The sequence below is a fragment of the Bradyrhizobium sp. 134 genome (genome assembly GCF_023074155.1).
GTDB lineage: Bacteria > Pseudomonadota > Alphaproteobacteria > Rhizobiales > Xanthobacteraceae > Bradyrhizobium.
Map to the genome: position 1 here is coordinate 260,175 of NZ_JADPKX010000073.1, position 25,793 is coordinate 285,967.

At 61.9% G+C, this 25,793-nt stretch carries 25 protein-coding genes and 1 pseudogene; 8 read left to right on the forward strand and 18 right to left on the reverse strand.

The genetic code is table 11. The features are described 5' to 3' along the window. Positions 1 to 42 precede the first annotated feature (42 nt). Positions 43 to 360: a ribbon-helix-helix domain-containing protein gene (locus tag IVA75_RS29210; RefSeq protein ID WP_027565409.1), complete on the reverse strand. Its 318-nt coding sequence runs from the start codon at positions 358 to 360 to the stop codon at positions 43 to 45. A gap of 234 nt (positions 361 to 594) precedes the next feature. On the opposite strand from IVA75_RS29210, the gene mutL reads away from it, so the two are divergent. After that, positions 595 to 2,406: a DNA mismatch repair endonuclease MutL gene (gene mutL / locus IVA75_RS29215; protein WP_247284557.1), complete on the forward strand. Its 1,812-nt coding sequence runs from the start codon at positions 595 to 597 to the stop codon at positions 2,404 to 2,406. Between the two features lie 9 nt (positions 2,407 to 2,415). On the opposite strand, the gene rsmD is transcribed toward mutL, so the two are convergent. Next, positions 2,416 to 2,970 (reverse strand): 16S rRNA (guanine(966)-N(2))-methyltransferase RsmD, encoded by a 555-nt coding sequence (gene rsmD, locus IVA75_RS29220; protein ID WP_247284559.1) that lies wholly within the window; start codon positions 2,968 to 2,970, stop codon positions 2,416 to 2,418. Positions 2,971 to 2,972: 2 nt separating this feature from the next. Continuing rightward, positions 2,973 to 5,129 (reverse strand): pseudouridine synthase, encoded by a 2,157-nt coding sequence (locus tag IVA75_RS29225; RefSeq protein WP_247284571.1) that lies wholly within the window; start codon positions 5,127 to 5,129, stop codon positions 2,973 to 2,975. A 119-nt stretch (positions 5,130 to 5,248) separates the two neighbouring features. Between IVA75_RS29225 and IVA75_RS29230 the strand changes: the two genes are divergently transcribed. Further along, on the forward strand, positions 5,249 to 5,707 hold the full coding sequence (locus IVA75_RS29230) for a nucleoside deaminase (RefSeq protein WP_039798664.1): 459 nt from the start codon (positions 5,249 to 5,251) through the stop codon (positions 5,705 to 5,707). Positions 5,708 to 5,832: 125 nt separating this feature from the next. On the opposite strand, the gene IVA75_RS29235 is transcribed toward IVA75_RS29230, so the two are convergent. Beyond that, on the reverse strand, positions 5,833 to 6,735 hold the full coding sequence (locus tag IVA75_RS29235) for an alpha/beta hydrolase (RefSeq protein ID WP_247284575.1): 903 nt from the start codon (positions 6,733 to 6,735) through the stop codon (positions 5,833 to 5,835). Positions 6,736 to 6,918: 183 nt separating this feature from the next. After that, positions 6,919 to 8,202 carry a phosphoribosylamine--glycine ligase gene (gene purD, locus IVA75_RS29240; RefSeq protein WP_247284578.1) on the reverse strand — a complete coding sequence of 428 codons (1,284 nt, stop codon included), beginning with the start codon at positions 8,200 to 8,202 and terminating at the stop codon, positions 6,919 to 6,921. Between the two features lie 1,274 nt (positions 8,203 to 9,476). On the opposite strand from purD, the gene IVA75_RS29245 reads away from it, so the two are divergent. The 3 genes from IVA75_RS29245 (at position 9,477) to IVA75_RS29255 (ending at position 12,540) form a co-directional block, all read left to right on the forward strand. Further along, a complete protein-coding gene (locus IVA75_RS29245) occupies positions 9,477 to 11,045 on the forward strand; it encodes an anti-phage dCTP deaminase (protein WP_247284581.1) in 1,569 nt (522 codons plus the stop codon). Positions 11,046 to 11,114: 69 nt separating this feature from the next. Then, positions 11,115 to 12,170, forward strand: a complete 1,056-nt coding sequence (locus tag IVA75_RS29250; protein WP_247284592.1) for an N-acetyltransferase — start codon at positions 11,115 to 11,117, stop codon at positions 12,168 to 12,170. Positions 12,171 to 12,174: 4 nt separating this feature from the next. Further along, entirely contained in the window at positions 12,175 to 12,540 is a 366-nt protein-coding gene (locus IVA75_RS29255) for a hypothetical protein (RefSeq protein ID WP_247284594.1), read from the forward strand. A 468-nt stretch (positions 12,541 to 13,008) separates the two neighbouring features. Here IVA75_RS29255 and IVA75_RS29260 read toward each other — a convergent pair whose 3' ends face one another. From IVA75_RS29260 to IVA75_RS29280, 5 genes are all read right to left on the reverse strand, one after another. After that, positions 13,009 to 13,566, reverse strand: a complete 558-nt coding sequence (locus IVA75_RS29260; RefSeq protein WP_247359556.1) for a GNAT family N-acetyltransferase — start codon at positions 13,564 to 13,566, stop codon at positions 13,009 to 13,011. Further along, positions 13,559 to 14,737 (reverse strand): hypothetical protein, encoded by a 1,179-nt coding sequence (locus tag IVA75_RS29265; RefSeq protein ID WP_247284598.1) that lies wholly within the window; start codon positions 14,735 to 14,737, stop codon positions 13,559 to 13,561. Before IVA75_RS29265 ends, IVA75_RS29260 begins: the two co-directional genes overlap by 8 nt. Positions 14,738 to 15,057: 320 nt before the next feature. Then, complete coding sequence (locus IVA75_RS29270; RefSeq protein WP_247284601.1) at positions 15,058 to 15,357, reverse strand: transcriptional regulator; 300 nt, start codon at positions 15,355 to 15,357, stop codon at positions 15,058 to 15,060. After that, positions 15,357 to 15,911 carry a hypothetical protein gene (locus IVA75_RS29275; RefSeq protein WP_247284613.1) on the reverse strand — a complete coding sequence of 185 codons (555 nt, stop codon included), beginning with the start codon at positions 15,909 to 15,911 and terminating at the stop codon, positions 15,357 to 15,359. Before IVA75_RS29275 ends, IVA75_RS29270 begins: the two co-directional genes overlap by 1 nt. After that, positions 15,908 to 16,918: an alpha/beta fold hydrolase gene (locus IVA75_RS29280; RefSeq protein WP_247284615.1), complete on the reverse strand. Its 1,011-nt coding sequence runs from the start codon at positions 16,916 to 16,918 to the stop codon at positions 15,908 to 15,910. Before IVA75_RS29280 ends, IVA75_RS29275 begins: the two co-directional genes overlap by 4 nt. 119 nt (positions 16,919 to 17,037) lie before the next feature. Between IVA75_RS29280 and xseA the strand changes: the two genes are divergently transcribed. Beyond that, positions 17,038 to 18,678: an exodeoxyribonuclease VII large subunit gene (gene xseA, locus IVA75_RS29285; protein ID WP_247284626.1), complete on the forward strand. Its 1,641-nt coding sequence runs from the start codon at positions 17,038 to 17,040 to the stop codon at positions 18,676 to 18,678. 280 nt (positions 18,679 to 18,958) lie between these two features. Here the strand turns inward: xseA and IVA75_RS29290 are convergent, their stop codons facing one another. Both IVA75_RS29290 and IVA75_RS29295 read right to left on the reverse strand, forming a co-directional pair. After that, entirely contained in the window at positions 18,959 to 19,123 is a 165-nt protein-coding gene (locus IVA75_RS29290) for a hypothetical protein (RefSeq protein WP_106941443.1), read from the reverse strand. 191 nt (positions 19,124 to 19,314) lie between these two features. After that, on the reverse strand, positions 19,315 to 20,139 hold the full coding sequence (locus tag IVA75_RS29295) for a dienelactone hydrolase family protein (protein WP_247284629.1): 825 nt from the start codon (positions 20,137 to 20,139) through the stop codon (positions 19,315 to 19,317). Positions 20,140 to 20,314: 175 nt separating this feature from the next. On the opposite strand from IVA75_RS29295, the gene IVA75_RS29300 reads away from it, so the two are divergent. Continuing rightward, positions 20,315 to 20,542 carry a DUF2093 domain-containing protein gene (locus IVA75_RS29300; RefSeq protein WP_007596922.1) on the forward strand — a complete coding sequence of 76 codons (228 nt, stop codon included), beginning with the start codon at positions 20,315 to 20,317 and terminating at the stop codon, positions 20,540 to 20,542. 16 nt (positions 20,543 to 20,558) lie between these two features. Here IVA75_RS29300 and IVA75_RS29305 read toward each other — a convergent pair. Next, positions 20,559 to 20,853: pseudogene (locus IVA75_RS29305) on the reverse strand (hypothetical protein). A gap of 519 nt (positions 20,854 to 21,372) precedes the next feature. Between IVA75_RS29305 and IVA75_RS29310 the strand changes: the two are divergent. Further along, complete coding sequence (locus IVA75_RS29310; RefSeq protein WP_083926320.1) at positions 21,373 to 21,567, forward strand: hypothetical protein; 195 nt, start codon at positions 21,373 to 21,375, stop codon at positions 21,565 to 21,567. 323 nt (positions 21,568 to 21,890) lie between these two features. Here IVA75_RS29310 and IVA75_RS29315 read toward each other — a convergent pair whose 3' ends face one another. From IVA75_RS29315 to IVA75_RS29335, 5 genes are all read right to left on the reverse strand, one after another. Beyond that, positions 21,891 to 22,226 carry a GYD domain-containing protein gene (locus tag IVA75_RS29315; protein WP_007596925.1) on the reverse strand — a complete coding sequence of 112 codons (336 nt, stop codon included), beginning with the start codon at positions 22,224 to 22,226 and terminating at the stop codon, positions 21,891 to 21,893. 247 nt (positions 22,227 to 22,473) lie between these two features. Continuing rightward, on the reverse strand, positions 22,474 to 23,490 hold the full coding sequence (gene lpxK / locus IVA75_RS29320; protein WP_247284630.1) for a tetraacyldisaccharide 4'-kinase: 1,017 nt from the start codon (positions 23,488 to 23,490) through the stop codon (positions 22,474 to 22,476). Next, positions 23,483 to 24,829: a 3-deoxy-D-manno-octulosonic acid transferase gene (locus IVA75_RS29325; protein WP_247284631.1), complete on the reverse strand. Its 1,347-nt coding sequence runs from the start codon at positions 24,827 to 24,829 to the stop codon at positions 23,483 to 23,485. The genes lpxK and IVA75_RS29325 overlap by 8 nt, the downstream gene beginning before the upstream one ends. Next, positions 24,792 to 25,505 (reverse strand): lysophospholipid acyltransferase family protein, encoded by a 714-nt coding sequence (locus IVA75_RS29330; RefSeq protein ID WP_027565427.1) that lies wholly within the window; start codon positions 25,503 to 25,505, stop codon positions 24,792 to 24,794. Before IVA75_RS29330 ends, IVA75_RS29325 begins: the two co-directional genes overlap by 38 nt. Then, positions 25,502 to 25,744, reverse strand: coding sequence for a DUF4170 domain-containing protein (locus IVA75_RS29335; RefSeq protein ID WP_007596929.1), 243 nt, complete (start codon positions 25,742 to 25,744; stop codon positions 25,502 to 25,504). Before IVA75_RS29335 ends, IVA75_RS29330 begins: the two co-directional genes overlap by 4 nt. Between the last annotated feature and the right edge of the window lie 49 nt (positions 25,745 to 25,793).

Here is a 25,793-nt window from a genome sequence, read left to right on the forward strand (position 1 = left end):
TGGATTGCTTCGTCGCAAGAGCTCCTCGCAATGACGGAGGGGCTATTCAGCCGCATCAAGAATGGGTGCGACGGCGACCTTGAAATCCCGTACCGGCGCCAAGCTCCGGGAGCGATAGATCAGGCAGGAGCAGCGCAGCAACGAGGCAAAATTGTTGACCTCGCCGTGATGGTCGAGCACCTCGTTGTAGAGCGTCGTCAGGAATTTGCCGACGCTCATGTTCTCCTTGGCCGCGATCTCCTCCAGCGTGTCCCAGAACGCCATTTCCAGACGGATCGAGGTGCAATGCCCACCGATCCGTAAGGAGCGGGTCTGGGATTCATAGTCGCGTTGGGGCTGATGCGCGAAGAGATGGCACATGGCGTCCTCCCGTCCTGTTGCCGTTTTTTCGCGATGCTACACCGCAGCCCGGTACCCCACAATCGGGACGGCAGCCGGAGATCGATCCATCCCGGTTGCGCGATTTTCTCGAACGTCCAATCCCATCAATGCGATAGACAGCCCTTTTCCCCAGCCCGCCACGTTCCTGTTGCCCAACACATGCTTTTGACGCAACACGGCCTAGAATAGCGTCCCGAATCTGAAATCGAACTCATGCCCGTCCGCCAATTACCCGAACAGGTCGTCAACCGCATCGCCGCCGGCGAGGTGGTCGAACGTCCCGCTAGCGTGGTCAAGGAACTGGTCGAGAACGCGATCGATGCCGGCGCGAGCCGGATCGACGTCTTTACCGATGGCGGCGGGCGCCGGCGGATCGGCATCACCGACGACGGCGGCGGCATGACCGCCAAGGACCTGTCACTGGCGGTCGAGCGTCACGCCACCTCCAAGCTCGACGACGAGGACTTGCTGCAGATCCGCACGCTCGGATTCCGCGGCGAGGCGCTGCCCTCGATCGGCTCTGTGGCGCGGCTCGCCATCACCACGCGGCACGCCGGCGAGCCGCACGCCTGGGCGCTCAATGTCGAGGGCGGCGAGAAATCCGAGATCATGCCGGCCGCGCTCGCGCATGGCACGCGGGTCGAGGTCAACGACCTCTTCTACGCGACGCCGGCGCGGCTGAAGTTCTTGAAGACCGACCGGACCGAGGCGGAAGCGATCCGTGAGGTGGTGCGGCGCCTCGCGATGGCGCGGCCCGAAATCGCCTTCACGCTCGCGGGCGAAGAGCGCGCGCCGGTGACCTGGGCTGCGGCGCTGCCCGGCGTCGCCGGTCGCCTGACGCGTCTCGGCGACATTCTGGGGGCAGAGTTCCGCAGCTATGCCATCGAGGTCCATGCCGAGCGCGAGGGCGTGGTCGTCGCCGGCTATGCCGCAGCGCCGGCGCTGACCAAAGCCAACGCGCTCGGGCAATATCTCTTCGTCAACGGCCGCCCGGTGCGCGACAAGCTGATCCTAGGGGCAGTGCGCGGGGCCTATGCCGACTATCTGCCGCGCGACCGCCATCCGGTGCTGGCGCTGTTCGTCACGCTCGATCCGCGCGAGGTCGACGCCAACGTGCATCCGGCCAAGACCGAGGTGCGGTTTCGCAACGCCGGCCTCGTCCGCGCGCTGATCGTGCACGGATTGAAGGAAGGGCTTGCACGGGAGGGCCGGCGTACGGCGGCTAACAGCGGCGAGAGCGCGCTGTCGTCGTTCCGCCCCGCATTCACGCCGCGCCCGGCAAGCTGGGACTGGCGGGCGTCGCCATCCGCCCCGGTCGCGCCGATGCCGTCATTCGACGGCTCCGCCGTGCCGGCATTTACCGAACGGGCGCAAGCGGCGTTCGACGTCGGCGCACCCAGCGCGGACGTGCGGATCGAATCCCAGCCGGTCAGTGACCTGGTCGACCGCCCGCTCGGCGCTGCGCGCACCCAGATCCACGAGACCTATATCGTCTCGCAGACCCGCGATGGCTTAATCATCGTCGACCAGCACGCCGCGCATGAACGCATCGTCTACGAGCGGCTGAAAGCCTCGCTGGCGGAGAACGGCGTGCAGCGGCAGATCCTGCTGATCCCCGAGATCGTCGAGATGGACGAGGCCACGGTGGAGCGCCTGCTCGAGCGCAGCGAGGAGCTGGCGTCATTTGGCCTCGCGGTCGAATCCTTCGGCCCCGGCGCAGTCGCGGTGCGCGAGACGCCGTCGCTGCTCGGCAAGACCAATGCAGGCGGGCTCTTGCGCGATCTTTCCGAGCACATGGCCGAGTGGGACGAGGCGCTGCCTCTGGAGCGCCGCCTGATGCACGTCGCCGCCACCATGGCCTGCCACGGCTCGGTGCGCGCCGGCCGAAGGCTGCGGCCGGAGGAGATGAACGCCCTGCTCCGCGAGATGGAGGACACCCCGAACTCCGGCCAGTGCAATCACGGCCGCCCGACCTATGTCGAGCTGAAGCTGTCGGATGTCGAGAAGCTGTTCGGGCGAAGGTAATATTCGAAGTTACGGCCGCTTCAAAAACACGAACTCCGTGTCGTCATAAGCGCGCCGCTCCAATTCCTCGAAGCCCTCCGGCGTGACGAACTGCGCAACCTTTGCCTCTTCCACGACGAGCAGCGCACCCGGCGTCAGCCAGCCGCCGTCGCGCAAGCTCGCAAGCGCCTTCTCCGCAAACCCCTTGCCATATGGCGGATCGAGAAACACCAGCGAGAACGGCTCGACCGGATGCGCAGGGCCGAGATCGGTCGCATCGCGGCGATAGACTTTTGTCACGCCGCCCAAGCCCAGCGTCTCGACATTATTCCGCAGCAGGGCGCGCGCTTCCGCGCCGTTGTCGACGAACAGCACGAATTTCGCGCCGCGTGACGACGCTTCGATGCCCAGCGCGCCGGTGCCGGCGAAGAGATCGAGCACGCGCGCATCCGCAATCGGATCGTCATAGGCGTGCACGAGGATGTTGAACACGGACTCGCGCAGGCGGTCCGCCGTGGGGCGGATGTCGCGCGAGGACGGTGAGGCCAGATTGCGCCCCTTCAAGCGACCGCCGACGACGCGCAACGTCAGTCCTCCTTCGGCGCCAGATCGCGTTTGCCGTGGTAGCCGCGCTTGGGACGGCGCGGCGGGCCGTAGCCGCTCGCCTCAGCCTCGTTGCGCTCGCGCGCTTCCTCGCTCCCGGTGCGTTGCACCAGCACGCGGCGGCCCTTGCGGTCGTTGATCACGCCGCGCTTGGTCGCCGGCTTCTTCTCGCGCGGCGCGTCGTCTCCCTCATGCGAGGCAGATTTCTGCGGCACGTCGAACTGCGCGCCCGACTTCTCGATGATCTTTTCGCCGAGCTGGTCGCGCAGCACCCGGGACTTGATCTCCTCGACCTGGCCCTCGGGGACCTCGCCGAGCTGGAACGGGCCGTAGGACACCCGGATCAGCCGGTTCACCTCGAGTCCGAGATGAGCGCAGACGTTGCGCACTTCGCGGTTCTTGCCCTCGCGAATCGCGAAAACCAGCCAGACATTGGCGCCCTGGTCACGCTCCAGCGTGGCGTCTATCGGACCGTATTTGATGCCCTCGATCTCGATGCCGTTCTTCAGCTCGTCGAGCTGCGCCTGCGTGACGTCGCCATGGGCGCGGACACGGTAGCGGCGCAGCCAGCCGGTGTCCGGCAGCTCGAGCGTGCGCGCGAGCCCGCCATCATTGGTGAGCAGCAGCAGGCCCTCGGTGTTGAAGTCGAGCCGGCCGATCGAGATCAGCCGCGGCAGACCTTCGGGCAAATTGTCGAACACGGTCGGACGCCCCTCGGGATCGTCATGGGTCGTCATCAGGCCGCGCGGCTTGTGATAGAGGAACAGCCGCGTGCGCTCGCGCTCCGGCAACGGCTTGCCGTCGATGGTGACGACATCGTTGGAGGTGATGTCGAGCGCAGGCGAATTGATCACCCGGCCGTTGACGCTGACGCGGCCCTGCGTGACCATCTCCTCGGCGTCGCGGCGCGAGGCGAGGCCCGCGCGCGACAGCACCTTGGCGATACGCTCACCGGCCTTCTTCGGCTTGACCTCTTCCTCGCGGCGCGGTCGCCGCTCGGAATCACGATCGCGCTCTCGATAGGCGCCGCGACCGCCGAAGGCGGGACGCTTCTCGAAGATCCTGCTCTCGTCCTCGTTTTCGCGACGTGGACGATCGCCGGAAGGCGCTTCGCTGCGGGGATGCTCGTGCCAGTCGGAACGGCCCTCGGAACGCTCGCGCGGACGATCGAATTTCGGGCGATCGCCGCCGCGATCGAACCTCGGACGATCATCGCGCGGACGATCGAACTTGGGACGATCGAATTTGGGCCGCTCGCGGAACGGACGATCACCCGATGTGCGATCGTCGCGCGAACGCGAAAAGCGCGGACGGTCGTCGCCGCCGCCTTGCCGATCATCGCGCTTCTGCCAGGGCTTGTCCTGACCACGGTCGCTGCCGCCGAAATCCTTGCGCGGACCCTTGCTGAAGTCCTTGCGCGGCGGCCGGTCACCGCGCGGAGCCGCATCGCGCTTCTGCCAGGGTTTCGAATCGCTGCGCTCGCTGCGATTGCGGTCCGGTGCGCCGCGCGAAAACTTCCGCTCGCCGTCGAACTTGCGTTCCGGACGGTCGCCACGCGGCGCGTAAGGTCGCTTGTCGCCAAACTTCGCGTCACCGGTTCGGCCGGCCGGACGGGAATCGTCGCGATCCCTGCGCGGCGGACGGTCATCACGCCCATAGGACGGGCGATCACCGCGCGGCTTGAACGGCCGCTTGTCGCCATCGTGCGAGGGGCGATCAGAAAATGGGCGGTCGCCACGGGGCTTGAACGGGCGCTTCTCGCCGTCGCGCGACGGACGATCGGAAAACGGACGGTCTTCACGCGGCTTGAAGGGACGATCGCCGCGCGGCTTGAAGCTGCGCTCGCCACGATCCTCGCCGCGCGGCCGGTCTTCACGCGGCCGGTCTTGGCGATTGAACTTCGGGCGGTCGCTGAAGTCGCGGCGCGGGGCATCGCCCTCCTCGCGGCGGCGGAAGGGACGGCTGTCGCGGTCGCCGCGGGGCGGGCGGGCGTCGCCTTTGTCCCCGGGAGGGCCCCGCTTGGCGAACTTCTTGTCGGGCCCGCGTGGCTTGCCGGAGCGGCCCTTGGCGGGGCCGCCCTTGGCCGGGCCGCGATCACGCCGGCCGCGGGAATCGTTGTCTTTGTCGCTGTCGCGAGGCATGAATAATCTCACTCAGGGGGTGGCCAGAAAGCATTGTGCGCGCTCGTCTCGAGCCGCATGCTCAGGCAAAATCGGTAAGCACTTCTGCTGAAGGCGCAGCTACTAGCAGGTTTCTCGGGATGATACGAGGCTTGAAAGCCCCCTCTTTCATGGATTTGGCGCTCAAAACGGCCGAAAACGCCGGAAAGGCGGGCGAAGTTCCGATCGGATGCGTCGTGGTCCGCAATTACGAGGTCATCGCCACCGCGGCGAACCGGACGCTGACGGACTACGACCCCACGGCGCATGCCGAGATCGTTGCGCTGCGCGAGGCGGCCAAAAAGATCGGCAGCGAGCGCCTGGTCGACTGCGACCTCTACGTGACGCTGGAGCCGTGCACCATGTGTGCGGGCGCGATCTCGTTTGCAAGGGTGAGGCGCCTGTATTACGGCGCCGCCGACCCCAAGGGCGGCGCGGTTGAATCAGGCGTGCGGTTCTTCACCTCGCCGACCTGCCATCACGTCCCGGATGTTTATTCCGGGGTCGGCGAGAGCGAGTCGGCGCGGATGCTCAAGGACTTCTTTCGCGAGCGGCGCTAGGTCGCCGCGCACCGCTGTCATGCCCCGCGAAGGCGGGGCATCCAGTACGCCGCAGCTTATCGATTCAACAAGCACCGTCTCGGAATACTGGATCGCCCGGTCAAGCCGGGCGATGACAGTTGGGCCTAAGCCGAGAAGAACTCGCGCAGCGCCTTGGCGGTGACATCGGGGTTCTCTTCGGTGAGGAAGTGTCCGGAATCCACCGGCATGCCCGCGACGTTGGTCGCCCATTGCTTCCAGACATCGAGCGGGGTGGCGGCGGCTTGCGCGACGCCGGCATTGCCCCACAGCGCCAGCATCGGAATCGTGATCTTCTTGCCGGCCTCGAAATCGGCCTTGTCGAGATCGTAATCGAAATAGGCGCCGGCGCGATAATCCTCGCACATCGCGTGCACGCGGGCGGGATCGCGGAACGGGGCGATGTAGTGTTCGAGCGCGCGCGCGTCGATCGCCTCCAGCGTCTTCGACCTGGTCTGGCTCGCCATCTTGAAGCGCAGGAAGAACTCGCCGTTGCTCGAGATCAGTGTTTCCGGCAGCGGGGCCGGCTGCGCCAGAAAAGTCCAGTGATAGATCTTCAGCGCGTAGGCGCGGTTCATCCGCTCCCAGTAATTATAGGTCGGCAGGATATCGAGCACGGCAAGCTTCGACAGCCGGCCGGGATGATCGAGCGCCAGCCGATAAGAGACGCGGCCGCCGCGATCGTGGCCGGCGAGCGCGAAGTGCACATGGCCGAGGCGCTCCATCGCCTCGACCATCGCTTTCGCCATCGCGCGCTTGCTGTAGGGGATGTGCAGCGCATCGCTCTCGGGCATGTCGGACCAGCCATAGCCGGGCAGATCGGCGATGATCAGCGTGAACCGGTCAGCCAGCTGCGGCGCGACGCGGTGCCACATCACGTTGGTTTCGGAGAAGCCGTGCAGCAGCAACAGCGGCGGTCCCTTGCCGCCGACGCGGGCGAAGATGCGGCCGAAGGAGGTGTTGATCCATTCGGAGGCGAAGCCGGGATAGAGGTCGGCGAGATCGGACATCTTCTGCATCCTTATCTGTCAGCGCGGGATCTGTTCAGTCTCGAGAATGCCCCAAAACAAAAAAGTTGAAAAACAACCCCATGCACAGTAGCTAAGTCCAACAGCCGCCTACACAATTTCGGAGTGCCGTCGGGCGGGACCGCACATTGCGCGCGCGTGCGAAAAAAGCCTGTCAGCGCTCGCTCAGCTCTTGGACTTCTCGGCATCCACCGCCTGCCAGCCGATGTCGCGGCGGCAAAAACCTTCCGGCCAGTTGATGCGGTCGACGGCCTGATAGGCGCGCACCTGCGCCTCCGTCACGGTCTTGCCGAGCGCGCAGACATTGAGCACGCGGCCGCCATTGGCGAGGATGGCGCCGTCCTTCTCGACCGTGCCGGCGTGGAAGATCTCGGCGGTCTCGACCTTGGCGGCGTCATCGAGCCCCTCGATCCGCGTGCCTTTCTGATAGTCGCCGGGATATCCCTTCGCCGCCATCACCACCGTGAGCGCGGAGTCCGGATGCCAGCGGAGGTCAAAGTTCTTCAGCTGCCCGTCGCAGGCGGCGAGGAAGGCCGGCACGATGTCGGACATCATCCGCAACATCAGCACCTGGCACTCGGGATCGCCGAAGCGCACGTTGAACTCGAACAGCTTTGGGCCCTGCGTCGTCAGCATGATCCCGGCGTAGAGGATGCCGCGAAACGGCGTGCCGCGCTGCTTCATGCCTGATACCGTCGGCAGAATGATCTTCGCCATGATCGCGTCGTGGACCTGAGGCGTCACCAGCGGCGTCGGCGAATAGGCGCCCATGCCGCCGGTGTTCGGGCCGAGATCATGGTCGAACACGCGCTTGTGGTCCTGGGCGGACGCCAGCGGGATGGCGATCTCGCCGTCGCACAGCGCGAAGAAGCTGATCTCGCGGCCCGGCAGAAACTCCTCGATCACGACCTCAGTGCCGGCGTCGCCAAAGGCGCCCTCGAACATCATGGCGATGGCGTCCTCGGCCTCGCGCACGGTCTTGGCGACGACGACCCCCTTGCCGGCGGCAAGCCCATCGGCCTTGACCACGATCGGCGCGCCCTGGCTCTGGACATAGGCGCGCGCATCGGCGGCATTGGTGAAGCGCTGGTAGGCGCCGGTCGGAATACCGAATTCGGTGCAGAGCGCCTTGGTAAAACCCTTCGAGCTTTCGAGCTGGGCGGGGATTTTGTTCGGACCGAACGCCTTGATGCCGGCGGCGGTGAGGTCATCGACGATACCGGCCGCCAGCGGCGTCTCCGGGCCGACCACCACGAGCTCGACCGCATTCGTCTTGCAGAAGGCGATCACGGCGGCATGGTCGGTGACGTCGAGCGCCACGCATTCCGCCTCGCGCGCGATCCCGGCATTGCCCGGCGCGCACCAGAATTTGGTCACCAGGGGAGAGGCCGCGATCTTCCACGCCAGGGCATGTTCGCGGCCGCCGGAACCGAGCAGGAGAATGTGCATCGAAGGCTCGAAATGAGGGGTTTTGCTGGGGGCGGAGGTCGCATGAATCGGGGTGGGGCTCAAGGGGGAAACGCCCCCTCACTCCGGCGCTTGGCGAAGCCGAGAGCCCGGGATCCATCGTGCCGCGCCACGCGCACGGGTTGGCGACACTTACGAATTTTCCGCTTTCGGCGGAATACGAACATCGCCGAAGCTGCTACTGACCCCACCCGGTCGTGAATGACCAAGCGGGTCGCCTCTCTAATGACAATCGCACCCGATACACCGCCTCGACGGCGATCTGATTGCCGGTGTGGCGCTGCCGGCGCCAGCCGCGATCACCGCGCAGTGGCAGGCGGCAGCGAAGCGGCCGATTTTAGACGACATGAGGGATTCCAACACTTGCTGCAACGTCCGTTGACACCATTGTTAGTGGCGCGGGAATCGCTCGCCAACATGCGAAGTATCAGTCAAATCGACTCAGGAAAGAGCGTGATGAGCGCCAGTGTGGCTGCAGTAAATGCAGCGCAAGACGCGGCCGGATACGGGGCCATAGCATTCTATGAAAGGCTTCAAACTTGGTTCGGCGGTACGGGGGGAAGCAGTGAGCTGCCGCCGCGATGTCACCTCTGAGATAAGATACCCAATGCAATATCGACCGGGGCGAGGTTAGTGCATCAGATCTACCTGGAGGGCCCACTTCACCACGCGACTGCTTCTGTTTGAGCCGCGAACGGTTGCAGGTCATCGGCGCCATACCGCTCAGGGTGCTGGGTATGGTGAATCGGCTAAGCCCGGTATCGTCGGGACGGGTAGAAGATAGAAGGCTCTACTGCATCCTACAGGATTCTCGCGCCGTTTGCCTTTGGCCGTTCGCCATTATCAATCCAAAGGAAATCGATCGCAGAGTATTGCAGCTGCGAGATCAGATCTGTTCAGCAGTGGTCTCCAGCTTAGTCCCGCGGCTCGTCAGTAGGCGACGTGGATTTCTCAACGCGCTCATTTGTAGCGGAACTGGACCGGGAAGATGACGAAGGCTTCGACTGGCTAAGCCAAAACGGCAGGTTGCTCGCTCTTTGTTCAGCAGATTCAAGCTGACGAAATAGCCACCCGGACTCCAGCCTTACTGTGCTAGCCATTTTGCAACCCTCCATGGTGTTTCTTAAAAGGCCATGCCATGAAGTTGCATGATTCTCTCTGAGCGAGAGTAAATCCCGATTTGTTCTACACTACAACTGAAAAGAATTAAGGAAGAATTAAGGAAGTATTAACAAGTACAATTCCGGGGATAATTGATGAGTGTTGATAGAATTCCTCATCCTGAACTGTTTTACGGCTTGGTTGCCCCAGTCGGCGTTGATCTTGACATGATCATCGAGGTTCTAAACACGGAGCTTATACTTCAAAAGTACAATACGTCGATCATTCAGGTCACTGAAATTATGAGGGATGTACCCTCTAATATTGTCCTGAAGGATGAGCCGTACTTAGATCGGATAAATAGCCGTATCGAATATGCCGATGAGATATGTAGCCGAGTCGAGCGCGAAGACGCTCTCGCTGCAATTACCATCACGGCAATTCAGTCGATACGCGAGGGCCTCAATAAAGAGCTTTCCGACAAAAAGGGTGAAGCCCTCCCGGCAGACCCCAAGGCGCTTCAAGAAGCACTCCAACAGCCGATACCCCAACGCGCCTATATTCTGCGGCAATTCAAAAGACCAAAAGAAATTGCACTTCTAAGACAGGTATACGGGAAACAATTCTTTCAGATATCGGCCTACAGTTCTCCGGCTGAACGCGAACTCCTTCTCAAGAAGAAGATCAAAGCTTCTAATTTCGGCGGTCTCGAAGAAAGCGAGGCTGAGTGTCAAGCTATCGCATTGATGGCTAAAGATTACCAAGAGAGCGACCGAACTCACGGGCAGCAGATCAGGGAGACATTTCCGCTTGGCGATGTGTTCGTCGACGGCGTCAATCGCAAGAACTGCGAAGCTATGATCAAGCGCTTCGTGAATCTGATCTTCGGAGACAACTCTCTCACCCCGGACCGCCACGAGTATGGGATGTATCTCGCCAAGTCGGCCGCACTGAGGTCAGGAGACCTGTCGCGGCAAGTGGGAGCAGCCGTTTTCAGGGAAAGCGGTGAGGTCGCGACTCTCGGATGTAATGAGGTGCCCAAGTATGGAGGAGGAAGTTATTGGTCAGATGGATCGGATGACAAACGCGATTTTGCCCTAGGAGAGGACCCCAACGAGCGGATAAAGCGCGAGATCCTGCACGATACTTTAGAGACTCTATTCGAACGCAAAAAATTGGCTGAGCAAATCGATTCCATAGCGGCCGTCAGGAACATAATGGCGGATGATGCGCTTCGGAAATCAAAAATAATGGACCTGCTAGAATTCGGTCGAGTGATCCATGCCGAGATGTCTGCGATCACCGATGCGGCCCGCTTGGGGATACCTCTGAAGAATGGAAAACTCTTCTGCACCACGTTCCCCTGCCACATATGTGCGAAGCATATCGTGGCTTCCGGCTTAGACACGGTCGTATTCTTAGAGCCTTATCCCAAAAGTTATGCACGCGAACTCCACTCAGACTCAATCGAGATCGAGGGCGCCGAGGAGGCAGCAAAAGTCAAGTTCATCCCATTCCTGGGTATATCGCCATTACGCTATCGAGATTTTTTTGAGAAGGGGCGCCGAAAGAACAAGGATACTGGGAAGATTATCCGATGGGCTGCTGGGATTGGAGTGCCGATCATTGAAATCTATCATCCGGTGTACATCAATCTCGAAACGCTGGTTTCCAACGAACTCAAAAAAGATATTAGGCTGCGTACTAAACCTAGAGACGCGTGACTGCAGCTAACTCGAAATCGAAACTGGCTTGGCAATGGCCTTTAAGCTGCGGACAACCGTAGAGGCGACATGACTAGGCAACTGAAGTTAACGCGATTTAGAGACTTCTCTATCAACGATCCCTTCTTCGATAGTCTGAAACGCGGATATCCTAATTCGTTCGAGCGATGGTTCGTTCGAAAAGCCGACGAAGAACTTTACGTGGTGATCGACGACCTCAAACGCCTTAGCGGCATGATCTATTTGAAGGAGGAGTTTGGCGCCGTCGAGGATGTCGAGCCTAAGTTACCCGACGGTAGGTGGCTGAAGGTTGGGACGCTGAAAATAGAGGGACGAGGAACGAAACTAGGCGAACGTGTGCTCAAGAAAATTCTTGATACGGCAATCGGCGCTCGAATGTCAGGCGTCTATATGACGGTCTTCGACGTGCATGCGGAGCTGATTCAGCTATTCGAGCGGTACGGGTTTTCTAAACATTCCACCAAGAAAACTGCAGACGGTGAAGAGATTGTTCTCGTTAGGACTTTGGATCGTTTTGTCGGCGATCTAGTGGCCGACTATCCGTTCATTCGAACACGCGATCAAAGGGCCTGGCTGTTGGCAGTCTATCCGGAATATCACTCGCAGCTATTGCCGGACTCAATCTTGAGCAATGAACCGCGCGAGATACTCCGCGATGTTTCCCACACTAACACCATACACAAGGCGTATATCGGGAGAGTTCCCCTCAGCCGCATGCGGCGCGGCGACTCCATCGTAATTTACCGCACCACAGACGGACAAGGTCCCGCCTTTTATCGTTCAGTAGCGACATCTATCTGTGTCGTCGAAGAAGTTAAGAGCAAGAGTGATTTTGTCGACGCGGATCACTTCGTTTCGTACGCTGAAGCCCACAGCGTGTTTCCAGCGGATCAACTCAGAAACCAATTCGAAACCAATGATCGTTTATACATTGCTAAAATGATGTACAACGTAGCCTTCAGCAAGCGTGTGACCAGAGGGCGCTTGCTTGAAGAGGCTCAAGTCAGCGAACAGCCCCGTTGGGATCTGAGGGAGCTGACACGAGACCAGCTGCAGGCGATCATCAGATTGGGGAATGTTGATGCTCGTATTGTTATCGATTAGGCCCGTGCACGTTGCGAACATTTTGGCCGGGACAAAAACCTTCGAATTCAGGCGTAAAATTTTCGCTCGAAAAGACATAAAGCGTGCGCTGATCTATTGCACCAAACCGGTTGGCAGATTTGTAGGCGAGTTTGAAATTGCTGACATCCTTTGTGATCGCCCTGACAAGCTATGGCGGAAGACGAGATCAGGTTCTGGAATCTCAAAGCAATTCTTTGACAACTATTTTGAAGGGCGCGACCAAGGCTACGCGCTGAGAATAGGGCGTGTTGAGGCCTTTTCAAAGCAATTAATCCCGAACGAAGTGATGGACGGGTTTTGCCCTCCACAATCCTTCATGTATGTAAGCAGTCAATTGGGGACGGTCTGATCGGAGTTCGCTTGCATTGCGGCGGTTCATCGTATTCGGGGTGTCGGGAGTAGGTAAGACAACGGCCTGTCTTGACTTCGTGACGCGCCACCCACTCTTTCTCTTCTTGAGTGCTAGCTCTCTCATTGCCGAAGCGAAGGGAGTGTCTCTAAAGAGTCTCCGAACCGCCAGCGTACAGCAGTTGATAGCCAATCAAGAGGTGCTTCAACTAGCTGTCGAACACCGACTTCAAAAGCACGGCTCATCAAGTTTCATCCTTGATGGTCAATGTGTCCTTGATAACGGCAGTGAGATCGTCGTTCTTCCAGCAGAGGCGATAGCGCCGTTTCGTGCAAATGGGCTGATCCTGCTAGAGGCGCCCGCATCTACAATCTTTGATCGGCGGTCCAGGGACGATCGCGAGCGACCCCAACGTTCGATAGAGGAAATTGCGGAACAGCTGGCAATGAACAGAGAAGCTGTCCAGCGCTATGCAACGCATCTGAAAGTTCCATTCGTCTTTGCTGAGGCCAAGGAGGAGCTTAGCTTAGACGGGGTCGTCGAAGAACTCTCCAATTCGTTGTAGGCAAGCTCCACCGCATCGCGGACATAAAGGCCCGTGTGGGCAGAGGTCATTTGGAACTTATAATATTCGAAGATCCTTTCGAACGCAGGAAGCTTGCTCTCGCTCACTGTTAGATGCGGCCGGTCGCTGCCGAGCCAGTCGAGCAGGGCATCGAAAACTCGCAACCCGAGGCCGCGGCCAAAGTGTGACTCGGCAATTCGAACCGTACAAATCTTACTCTCCGTCTCGTCCTTCTTTCCTATTCCCACGCCGATAAGACTGCCATCACGCTCAATGCGAACGAGCTGCCGGCTTCGATTGCGCAAGCCGGGAACGACGCGCGTTAGATACCAATCCTCAAACCCAGGGTAATCGGCCGAGAGAGGTAGTAGAAATGCCAAAGCTTCGTTTTCATGTGGCGTGATCGTTGCCAGCAGTTTCGCTCGATCTTCCCTGTTTCGTACGGCTCGCTGCTCAGTCATTTTGGCCCCCAACCAAATTTGCGTTTCCATTAGCAGAAGATTGCTCGGCCTTCGCACTTACATCTGTGCCCCCGCGTGGTCGAGCATGCCGATCGTTCAAATCTCCTATTTTGACCTGTGAGGGTGGTTGAGTCCGCTCCCAAATCCATGAGGCAGATAGATTGCCAAGGATGCCAAAGATGAACGCTACTGCAAAAGAGGTGAGCAGCAGCGGCCAGCTGACTAAACGAGTCTGCATTTTGACAAAGGCAGAAAAGTCTCTGATTGGCTTTTCATCCTTACCTTCATCCTTCCAGTGGATGACGGTCATTCCACGCGGAATTCCGGTCGGGACATACTTGGTCCAGAGATCGTTTTCGAGCACTCTCTTCTTGTGCGTTTTATCCCAGCTAATCGTCGTTACGTCTGATTGAACAGGCACTGCGGTTAGAAACGCGACCAATATGGTTGGCACCAGCGTGCCATCGCCTTGACGCATCAGGGTTTCGATGCTTCCCGGCAGTGTTCTTGCCTCATTGAGACGGAAGTCCAAATATTCAACAACGCTGAAGCCGGTCTGAAGGAAACGATCGTATGGCTTGACCGTCTTGACGAAAGGATTCCTTTTATCGGCTCCCACGTAGTAGGCGCGAAGGCGGAAATATACTGGCTTGTCTGCCGGATGCTGGTAGCAAGCTTCCGTGATCGCCTTCTGAGTGATTGTTACTACCAGACCTTCTGCGTTTGGGCTTTGGATAAGCTGGGTCGGGTCAATCGAATCGCCGACTGTAGGAAAAACGTGAACGCGGCAGAAATTGCCGTTAGCTGCCTCGACTAAGTCAATCCGCTTCGGACCAGGAGCACCAAGCAAATGCGAGGAGAGCTGAAGGTTGAAAATGCCTTGCGCTATCTCCAGTTCGGCAAATCGATGGCCGCAATCCTCTAGTCGCCAATCGGTGCCGACGCCGGGCAAGTAAACTGAGAACTGGTCAACCTCGGCGGCGCCCCGCAAGAAAATGCCGATCTCAACAAAGTCTTTGCCTGCAATCTCGGAAAGCTTTTTGGCGTCCGAAGTTTTCTTAACTTTCGAGCCAGCGATACGCCAATAATTGAAATGAACCTCTACTGTGGCTGCGGTCGCAGTTCCAGCTTTCCGCCTGCCCCACACGGCCATACTGCCGTCAGCTGTCATGAGTCTGATTCTCCCCAACCGGGCGTGATCCTACCACATGTGGATGGCGTAGCTGCTAATTACGCAACTCTGGGTCGCCACGCCGAAGCGTATGCTGAGTTCTAAATGGATCGAAACCTAACGCAGCTTTTGGGCGTCGCCGATTTTGGGTTCTGTGGGGCTATCTCATTCTGGAATCTCAGAACAAAACTGTGTAACAATCTTGAAGATGAGGATGAAAACATCCATAGTATCAATATTTAAGCGGGTTGGCTAGGCAATCCTGTCCTGGGCACCATCTTCTTGAAGATCGCTGATCCCTCTACCAGTGTTGCCGATGGCTACACCTGCCTCCCCGCAATAATCTCCTGCAACGTCGCCACATGCCGCGCGAAGGCGGCGCGGCCCGCGGCAGTCGCGGTGACCGTGGTCTGCGGCTTCTTGCCGACGAAAGCTTTCTCCACCGAAACATAACCCGCCTTCGCCAGCGTCTCGATATGCGCGCCGAGATTGCCGTCGGTCGCGCCGGTGAGCTTTTTCAGCCGGGAGAATTCCAGGCCTGCGGTTGCCGGCAGCGCGTTCAGCGCCGCCATGATCTTCAGCCGCAACGGCTGGTGGATGATGTCGTCGAGCTCGGCCATCAGATCCGCCGCATCCAGAGGCCGCCGAGGATCAGGCCACCGCCGTTGACGAAGGCCATCCAGAGCGGGAACGCCTCGCCGATGTAGAAATAGCCGATCAGCGTCAGCGCGGAGATGCCTAGACCGATCGCAATGAAGGCATAGCCGAACCAGAGACCCGCCAGCGAATAGAACAGCATGAAGTAGAGCGGCCAGAACGTGCCCAGCTGGCGCGGACCGAAATGGCCGATCACGTTGGTGCATAGATAACCGAAGGCGAAGAACAGCAGGAACAGCAGAAGCAGTCTGATGTCGAAGCCGCGACCATGGGAGTGGCGCGGCGGATTGACCAGGCGGAGCACAACCATACCGACAACGCCGACAACATCCACGGCAACCCAGGCGTAGACGGCATAGACCGGCCAGAGCCAGGTCGCGAGATTGCCCGCGAACACCAATACGCCCCACCAGACGGCAGCATAGCTCGCCAGCTCGTAGAGCTGCGATTGCTTCACGCGCTGGACGATGTCGTCGATATCGGCCAGCGCTGCGGACGCCTCTTTGCTGTCGATCATGACTGCCCTGCCCCGCGCGTTGCCACATCATCGGCGATGATCGCGATCGCCTTCGGGTTGGTGACGATACCCATGTGGTTGATGCCGTCGATGATCTTGACATCGACCGACGGCTTGATGGCCTGCACTACTTCCGCATATTTGTCCGAGATCATCATCTCGTCCTCGGCGCCGCCGAAGATCGTGATCGGATGGGTCGTCGCCGGAAGATCGATGCGATAGCCGCGCGTGCCGAAATTGCGCGTCAGGCGGTCCGAATAGGTGGAGACGAGATACTTTGCCGAACTCGCCGGCACGGCGAGGGCGAGCACCGGAAGCTGCGCGCAACAGTCGATGCCGAGCTTGCGCAGGGTGGCGAGCCCGAGAAAGCGCGGCAGGTCGAAATTGGCCCAGCCGCCGGCACGCGGCTTGTTGGTCGGTGCGTCATAGCCGAGGTAGGGCGCCAGCAGCACCGTGCGCACGAACATGTCCTGCATGATCGGCGTCGCGGCGACGCGCAGCGAGAAGCCGGCGCCGGCGGAATGGCCGATCAAGGTGAGCGGCAGATCCGGCGCGCTCTTGCGCAATTCGGCGACGAAATCGACGAGGTCGTCTTCGAGCTGGCCGACATAACCGATGTCGCCGCGCGTGCCGGAGCCGCCATGGCCGCGGATGTCGAGCGCCCAGGTCTCCACCCCGCGCGAGGCGATCGCATGGGTCAGCGCATGATTGACGGTGCCGCTGGAGCCGGAGGAGCCGTGGATGAAGATCGCGCCACGGCCCGTCGCGGCTCCAATGGGGGCGTAGTGGCGGAAACCGATCCAGGTGCCGTCGCGGGCCTGAAAGCGTTCCAGGGCCGGCAGCGTGGACCAGTCGATGCCCTTGGCGGAGTCGGAGACCGATCGCATCTCCGGCGGTCGTTCCAGTGGCGTTGCAATCATCGCGGCCAGGATCAGCGCGACACCGCCGACCGCACACAAGGCCCATTTCAGTCCGCTCAAAACGCCGCGCAGCAGTCGAATGGCCATGATCAATTCTCCTCAAATCGGTTCAATATAGAGCACTCTATAGTACAGAGTACTCTTCTGGTCAATCCCCGGATTGGCGCCGTGCGGCGAAAATCCTTAACGTCGGGTCTGACCCCAAAATGCCGAATCGTTTGCCGATGCCGACTGCAGAGCCTCTGCTCAACACCCCCGAATTCACCGTTTCCGAGCTCTCGCAGTCCCTGAAACGGACGGTGGAGGACACCTATGGCCATGTCCGCGTCCGCGGCGAGATCTCCGGATTCCGCGGCGCGCACTCCTCCGGCCATTGCTATTTCGCGCTCAAGGACGAGAGCGCCAAGATCGAGGCGGTGATCTGGAAGGGCGTGCACGGCCGCATGCGCTTCAAGCCCCAGGAGGGGCTCGAGGTCATCGCCACCGGCAAGCTCACGACCTATCCGGGCTCCTCGAAGTACCAGATCGTGATCGAGGCGCTGGAGCCGGCCGGGATCGGCGCCCTGATGGCGCTGATGGAGGAGCGCAAGAGGAAGCTCGCCGCCGAAGGCCTGTTCGACGAGGCGCGCAAGCAGCTGCTGCCGTGGCTGCCGGAGGTGATCGGCGTCGTGACCTCGCCGACCGGCGCCGTGATCCGCGACATCCTGCATCGGCTGGAGGACCGCTTTCCCCGCCACGTGCTGGTGTGGCCGGTCAAGGTGCAGGGCGAAGGCTCGGCCGAGCAGGTCGCGGCCGCGATCCGCGGGTTCAATGCGCTGCCGGAGGGCGGCAAGATTCCGCGCCCCGACGTGCTGATCGTCGCGCGCGGCGGCGGCTCGTTGGAGGATCTCTGGTCGTTCAACGAGGAGATCGTGGTCCGTGCCGCGGCCGAGAGCATGATCCCGCTGATCTCGGCGGTGGGGCATGAGACCGACATCACGCTGATCGATTTCGTCGCCGACAAGCGCGCGCCGACGCCGACGGCGGCGGCCGAGATGGCGGTGCCGGTGCGCAGCGATCTCTTTGTCGAGGTCGGCGATCTCGGGCGACGCACCCGCGCCTATTGGCAGCGCAGCCAGGAGAGCCGTCGCAGCGAGTTGCGTGCGGCCGCGCGCGCGCTGCCGGCAGCCGGCGACCTACTGGCGATCCCGCGGCAGCGGCTTGATTCGGCCGGCGCGTCCCTGCCCCGCTGCCTCAAGGCCAACACGCACGCGCATTTCCGCAGGTTCACCGCCGCAGGCGCCAAGCTGACGCTGCGGGTGCTGCACGGCCAGATCGCGCAGGCCGATCATCGCCTCACGGTGTGCGGCGAGCGGCTCGGACTGTCCACGCGCTCGCTGCTGCGACGGCGACGCGACCGCTTTGCCGGGCTGGAGGTGCGCTTGCGTGCCTCAAAGCTCTCCAATGCGCAGGCGCAGCGCAACGCGATTCACCGCCAGCGCGAGCGCACGCATCGCCTTGCCGAGCGCGCGGGCCGCGCACTGGCGACGCTGTTGCAGCGGCTCGATGCCCGCGTCGAGAACAGCGGCAAGCTGCTCTCCGCGTTGTCCTATCGCGGCGTGCTCGCGCGGGGCTTTGCGCTGGTGCGCGACGAGGCCGGCCATCCGCTGCATTCAGCGGACGCGATCGGTCCCGGCGCAAGGGTCGAGATCGAGTTTGCGGATGGCCGTGTGGGTGCGACCGCGGATGCGGATCGGCCGGCGGCTGCAGCGAAGCGCGCGCCATCGCAAGCCAGGGCGGCGACGCAGGATTCCAAGCCCGCGCCGAAGCGCGTGGGCAAGCCGGTGGATCAGGGGAATTTGTTTTAGAGGCGCGAGGGCGTCGCGCCACCCTCGCCGTCATTCCCCGCCTTGTGCGCAATTGCGCACTGGAGCGGGGAATCCAGTACGCCGCGGCTTCTCCATGAATCACAGCCACCTCGGAATACTGGATCGCCCGGTCAAGCCGGGCGATGACAGTGAGTGTGTGGCGCGCGCATGCAGCGCCAACCTCGTCATTGCGAGCGCAGCGAAGCAATCCAGAATCTTTCCGCGGTGGGACTCTGGATTGCTTCGCTGCGCTCGCAATGACGGTGTGGCAGCAGTCCGCCTACCGGCAGGACAAGCCCGCGTCGATCGTGGTCCAGAAGCCGCAATGTTCCGGCGCACGCATTGGCGCGCCGGCATGGGCTTCGAACAGATGGGCTTCGAACAGGAAGACCGCGACGGTGAAGACGATCAGGGCGGAGGAGAACAGGACGAAGCGATTGCGCATGGGATTGCGTTTAATCGACATCGTGGTCGAATGATGGCGTCGTCACGGGTTGAAACCATCACGGCGCGGCAACCGTAGATTCACGGTCGGCCATTCTCCGTGCAGGGCGGTGGTCGATGCGGGGCTGTCCGCTGTTGTTCCCTCGGGCGGCCCCGCCTTCGCTTCTCACGAGCTAGGGCGCGGCGAGCCCGCTACCGCGCCAGCCACTCCACGACTTCCTTCTGCGACTCCGCGCGCGCTGCCGCATCGGTGCCGAGATGGCCGTGCTCGGGCGCGGCGGCATCAAGGCTGCCGGCGGCTGCGTGCAGCGGCGTGTTGGCGCGGTCGAAATCGTGATAGGCGCCGGGATAGACCACGATGCGCGCGAGCGCGCTGCGGCCATGCGCACCATCGACCATCTGGCGGCAGGCCGGCGGCGACGAGACGTCGTCATTGCCGCCGATCAGCACCAGGGTCGGCACCCGTGTGCTCCACCCCAGGCCTGCGGAAATCCTGCAGTCCGGATAGAACGCGATCGCGGCGCGGAAATCAGGGCCCGCCTCGCGCGCAAGGCTTTGCGGACGCACGGCCCAGAGCAGCGCGCTGGCGCCATTCGCCCAGCCCATCAGGCTGACGCGGTCGCGCGCAACCCAACTCTGCCGCATCAACCAGGCGCGCGACGCCGCGATGTCGGTGACGCGTTCGCGCCGCGCCTTGACGTGCATTTCCTTGACGCGGCATTGCGGCCCGAGCTCGCGCGAGCCGTAGCTGTCAGGAAGCAATACGGCGTTGCCGGATTTGAGCAGCCGCTCGGCCCATTCGCGATAGCGCGGCAGCACGGAATCGGAATGGCCACCGAGCCCGCCGCAGCCGTGCAGCGCGATCACGGTCGGAAACGGCCCCGCGCCCTCGGGCTTGTAGAGCTGCGCATGCAGCACGCCGGACGCCAGCGGAATCTCGACCTGCTGCGGCGCCGGCGACGCTTGCGCGGCCGAGATCAGGAACGTCAGGAACAGGGCGGTGAACGGAAGGCGCATCGAACTTTGCCGTTGGATCCTTCGCTCAAGCACTATCACGCGGAAACGGCGCCAAAACATCACAAACCGGTGGGTTTACCGGGCGGACAAGCCACCCTATCTATGCTACATCCCGTCCAACACATCGTGCCCTCCAAGGTGATCCCGGAGCGGCCTTCCACGGAGACTTTCGACCGTGCTGAACAAGTTCGGCCCCTCGGGCCATGGCGAAGCGCAGGTGCAGTATCTCGACGGCGATTTCCGCGTGATCTCGCCGGGGACTTTCGTGCGCTGCGCGATCACCGATACGCGGATCCCGCTCGACGAGTTGAAATACTGGAGCGTGGACCTGCAGGAAGCCTACGCCACGCCGGCCGCCGTGCTCGAGCGGCATTACCCGGGCGCGCCCAAGCCGCAAGCCTGAGGCGGCGGACGCGCGTCTATTGCTGCTCCGCGCCATGCGTGCCCACGCAGGTTTTGATGAAACTCTTCCTGGTCTCGCCGAGGATCTTCTGATCGATCGCCTGCTTCAGACAATCCAGCCGCGCCTGCGCCATGCAGAGCTGCATCTGGTCGCGCCTGTCCTGTGCCTTCAGAGCTGAGGCAGGTGACGCGCTTGGTCGCCGGGACCGGCACTGTGGCGCTCGGAGCAGCGGGCGACGTCGTCTGTGCAAGCACGGGCGCAGCGATCAGACACGCAACGCTGGCGACAACAATCGCGGACGGCAGTTTCATCGAATTCTCCCGATCGGTTCGAAACCGATAGGAGCTTTGCGATGAATGTCGCGTGAATGGCGGCTGCCGTCGGCTAGCAAAGCGCAGCTTCCCTGCCCACGTAGCACGACAGGTGCAGCTTATCGCGAGGCATGCGAATGGTCCGCCTCGGCGTCGCGACGATGTTCGCGCGCGCATGAAGTGCGCGTCTCACAGCAAATATCTCCGTCATGCCGATCCACGTTGCATCGAAGAGTGCTTGCACTCCGTGGTTAGTCATTTCGCGTTGTGGTTGGATTCTTTGTTGCGATTGGCGCTCTTAGGTTGTTTGACGAAGTCTTGGTGAAACAAAGCGCCGCTATGCTTCATCTTAGGTAATTGGCCCTGCTCTTTTTATCGCACAGACAATCAAGTCGGCCAAACGGCCACTGAGCTCTGAATTGGCGCAGTCTGTGAACGGGCTCATATCGAAGAGCCATCTGTCGGGCTACGATCACCTCGAAAATTCGCGGTGGAATATCTGTAAATCGAAAATCAACGATGGGGGTGATCATGCCCACCATATTAGACCTGCTCTATCGTGAATATTGCCGCGCCCGCCTCGCTGAAATGCGGAAACAGCTTCTGATCGCAGCTGAACGCTTTGAAGCTCTCGACGCGCATCATCATCCGGATCAGGGTGACGATGAGAGGACGGACGCACAACGCAAGACCGGTCGCCGCGCGCCGAATTGAAGCGGCCCGAGACCGGCGATCTCTCCCGCGCAGCAGTGACCAAGCAGTTGGCAACAGTTTGGGAGGCAGCAATGAATACACCCGAGTACTATACCGCCATGGTAGCCTGCGTCTCGTGCCTGACCATTATCGGATTGATGGCCGTTGGGGCGTGGTGAGCATGATTGACTGCTGAACCGCAATCGCAGGCGTTCGGAGGTCGCTGGCAACGGAGGCTGGAAGGCCTTCGCCTTGCCTCGGCTTGCAAACATTATTCTTGCTGTGAGGTGAAGCGTTGCCGCCGCTTCGGTTCGACTGCGGCGGCTTCGCTTCAGATCCGGATGTCAGCTTCCGGGCGGGGTATACGAAGAACGCAGCTTCGCCGCGTTCTGGCGGACCTGCTTGATCTCGTCCTGCGTGAACAGCCGCGTCAGTTTCACGTTCTGCAGGGTGCCCGCCGTGACGGTCAGGCCGGAAATGGCCGGAGCCGCACCCGGATCAGGCACATCGAAGATCACCAAAACGCCAGGGCCGTCGGCCGCAACGCTGAACATCGAAATCAGCTTTCCGCCGGCCGCTTCGATGAGTTTTCTTGCGGCCTCCTGACGATCGGTCTTGGGGTTCTCCAAAATGGCATTGAGAGCGCGTGGTGTGTATTGTCCGGTGAGGCAAAAATGCATGGCATGTTCTCCTCTGGGTTTTTGGCAATGACTTTCCCTGCCGTTCCGAACTCGTCGTTACGGCCGCTGCATCTGAAATGATGAAGGTACTGCCCGCCGTGGGCATAAACGCCGCCGATGATTTCCGGGAGTTCGGCACGTCCCGGTGACGGCTCTCATGAAAGGTTACATCAACTCTCGAACGTGCGGAAGGAAATTCATCGGCCGCGACATGTCGTCCCGATCAGATGTCGCCCACCTTACGAGATCATCGCCTGGAAAACCGCCGCTCGCGCGCTTTGTAGAGATGATCGCTGATCAACTGCCTGAGCGCAGCCGGGTCGTCGAATTCGAGCTGGACGGCGAAAGGCACGATGCCATCCGGCACGCCTTCGCGGCCGTGCAGGCGGGCGAGATCCTTTTCCGTCGTCACCAGCGTCAGCTGCCCGCGCTGCGCCTCCGCAGCGAGGGCCGCGATCTCGTCGTTCGAAAACATGTGATGATCGGCGAAGGCCCGCGTAGCCGCGACCTCGATGCCGCTGGCGCGCAACGTGCGAAAAAACCGTTCGGGATCGCCGATGCCGGCGAACGCGAACACCGGCTTGCCCAACAGTCTTGCGATCGATCCGGCGTCGGGTTTCAGCCGCGCGCGCAGCTCCGGCTTGTTGCGCCTGGCAAGCTCGGCGGCGACATCGTCGGCGGCGCGGCCGCCGCCGATCACGACCAGCGCGTCGGTGCGCGCGAGCTGCGCCTTTAGCGGCGCACGCAGGGGACCGGCCGGAAACACTTTGCCGTTGCCGAGGCCGCGCTCGCTGTCGATCACGATCAGCGAGGTGTCCTTTAGAAGACGCGGGTTCTGGAAACCGTCATCCATCAGGATGACGGTGGCGCCTTGCGACTTCGCCAGCACGACGCCGTCGAGGCGGTCGCGTGCGACCGTGACAGGAACGTCGCGCGCCATCATCAGCGGCTCGTCGCCGATGTCGGATGCGGTGTGACGCATCCGGTCGACCATCACCGGACCCTTGAGGCTGCTGCCATAGCCGCGACTGAGCACCACCGGCGTCTCGCCGAGCTCGCGCAGGAGCTTCGTCAGCGCCAGCACGGTCGGCGTCTTGCCGGCGCCGCCGACATGGTAGTTGCCGACGCAGATCACGGGGATGCCGGCATCGACGCCCTCGCGCAGCATCCGCCGTTCCGTGATCGCGCCATAGAGCGCACCCAGTGGCCCCAATGCGTACGATTCGAGGGAACGTGGCCGGTACCAGAAGGCCGGCTCACGCATTGGCGGCCCCCATCTCGATCCGCAACTGCAGAAGATAAGGCTCGAGCGCGGTCATGGTGCGATCGAGTGCGCCGCCGAGATCCTCGACCACGCCGGCGCCCGATCGCTGTATCTTCTGGCGCAGGGCAGGATCGGCAAGCAGCTGGCCGAGCTGCTTGATCAGCAGCTCCTGCGTGTCGGCCTGGCGCGCGCCGCCGCTGTGATCGAGCGCCTCGTAGACATCGGCAAAATTGAAGACGTGCGGACCATGGACGATGGCCGCGCCGAGCTTGATCGCTTCGATCGGATTCTGGCCGCCATGGTGGATCAGCGATCCCCCCATGAACACGATGTCCGAGAGGCGATAGAACAGGCCGAGCTCGCCCATGGTGTCGGCGATATAAACGTCGGTGGCCGCCGTCGGCAGCTCGTCGCGCGAGCGCAGGGCCGGCTTCAGGCCGGACGCCGTGATCAGGCCCGTGATCGAGGAGCCGCGATCCGGATGGCGCGGCACGATCACGCTCAGGAGCTGCGGGAAGAAACCGCTGAGGCTGCGATGCGCCGCTACCAGCATCTCCTCCTCACCCGGATGGGTCGAGGCCGCCACGATGATCGGACGCCCGCGCGTCATCGCCAGCAGCCGTTCGAGCTTGGCGAGATCGGCCGGCGGAGCCGGCACGTCGAGCTTGAGATTGCCGGTGGTGACGACGTCGCGGCCGCCGAGCGCCGAGAAGCGCTCGGCATCGGTCTTCGACTGCGCCAGACAAATGTCGAACCGCGACAGCAGCGCCGAGATGGTGCCCTGCATGCGGCGCCAGCGCGGGAACGAACGCGGCGACATCCGCCCGTTGATCAGCACCATCGGCACGCGGCGCGCGGCGCCGGCCAGGATCAGGTTCGGCCACAGATCGGATTCGATGAACAGCGCCAGCGACGGCTTCCAATGGTCGAGGAAGCGCGCGACATAACGCGGGGAATCATACGGCACGTATTGATGGATGACGTCGGGCGGAAAGCGCTTTGCCACAATCGCAGCCGACGTGACCGTGCCCGAGGTGAGCAGAATGCGCAGGTTCAGATCGCGCAAGCGCTCGATCAGGGCCGCCGCGGCGAGGACCTCGCCGACGCTGGCGCCGTGAATCCAGACCAGCGGACCGTGCGGCCGCACGTCCCGGGAGAGGCCCCGCCGTTCGCCGACGCGCGCGGGATCTTCCTTGCCCTGCTTCAGGCGCCGCTTGATCAGCACAGGCGCGAGCGGCACCAGGCCGCGCGCCAGGCGCCGGTACATCCGCAGCGTCAACGGCAGCGAGCCGGGCAGCGATTTAGGCATCTGCAGGTCCCGGCCGGCCGAGTTGCGCATAGGCGCGGCGGGTCGCCTCGTTCAAGGTCTCCTCCAGCTCGAGCCGCAGCGCTTCCATGGTGGCGGCGTTCGCATCCGGCGGAACGTGGATTTCCTTGATGCCGACCAACGCGCCCCGCCCGAACGGCAGGTTGATGGTGGTGCGGTCCCAGTTCTGGAGCCGGACGAAGCGGCTGGTCGCCATCGCAAAAGGCATGATCGGCCGCCCCGATTCCCGTGCCAGCATGATGATGCCGAGCCCGGCCACGCGCGAGCGCTTGGGGACGTCGGCGGTCAGCGCGACATTACAACCGTCCTGGAGCGTCCGCACCATTTCCTTGAAGGCACCGACCCCGCCTTTGCGGTGAAACGCGCCGCCATGGTCGCCGGACCCGCGGATGGTGCCGATGCCGAGCCGCTCGGCGGCAATCGCGTTGAACTCGCCGTCGCGGTGACGGGAGATCAGGACCCTGGCCTTGTACCAGTCCTTGTTCTTGATGAAGGGGGTGAGGAAATGCTGGCCGTGCCAAAACGCGAAGATCGCCGGGATCTGCGGCTCGACGCGGTCATAGACGTCGGGCGGATCGAACGTGAATTTGTTCGTCCGCCAGACCAGACGCAGATATTCGGCCGCCAGGATTCCGACGGCACGCTGGACGAAGCTGCTCCTCAGCGTATTGCGAAGCAGCTTTTTCAACGCGCCGGTTCTTGATTCGGGTCGAGCAGCCGGTGGAGATGGACGATGAAATAGCGCATCTGCGCGTTGTCGACCGTGCTCTGCGCCTTGGCGCGCCAGGCGGCGTGCGCGGTCGCATAGTTCGGATAGAGGCCGACGATCTCGACATCGTCAAGGTTCTTGAAGGTGTTGTGCTCGAGATCGACGAGCTCGCCGCCGACGACGAGGTGGAGCAGTTGTTGCGGGGCACTATCTGGCATCGGTTCTGTTCCTAACGGGCTGCCCGGCAAAGCAGTGTTCGACAAGCAC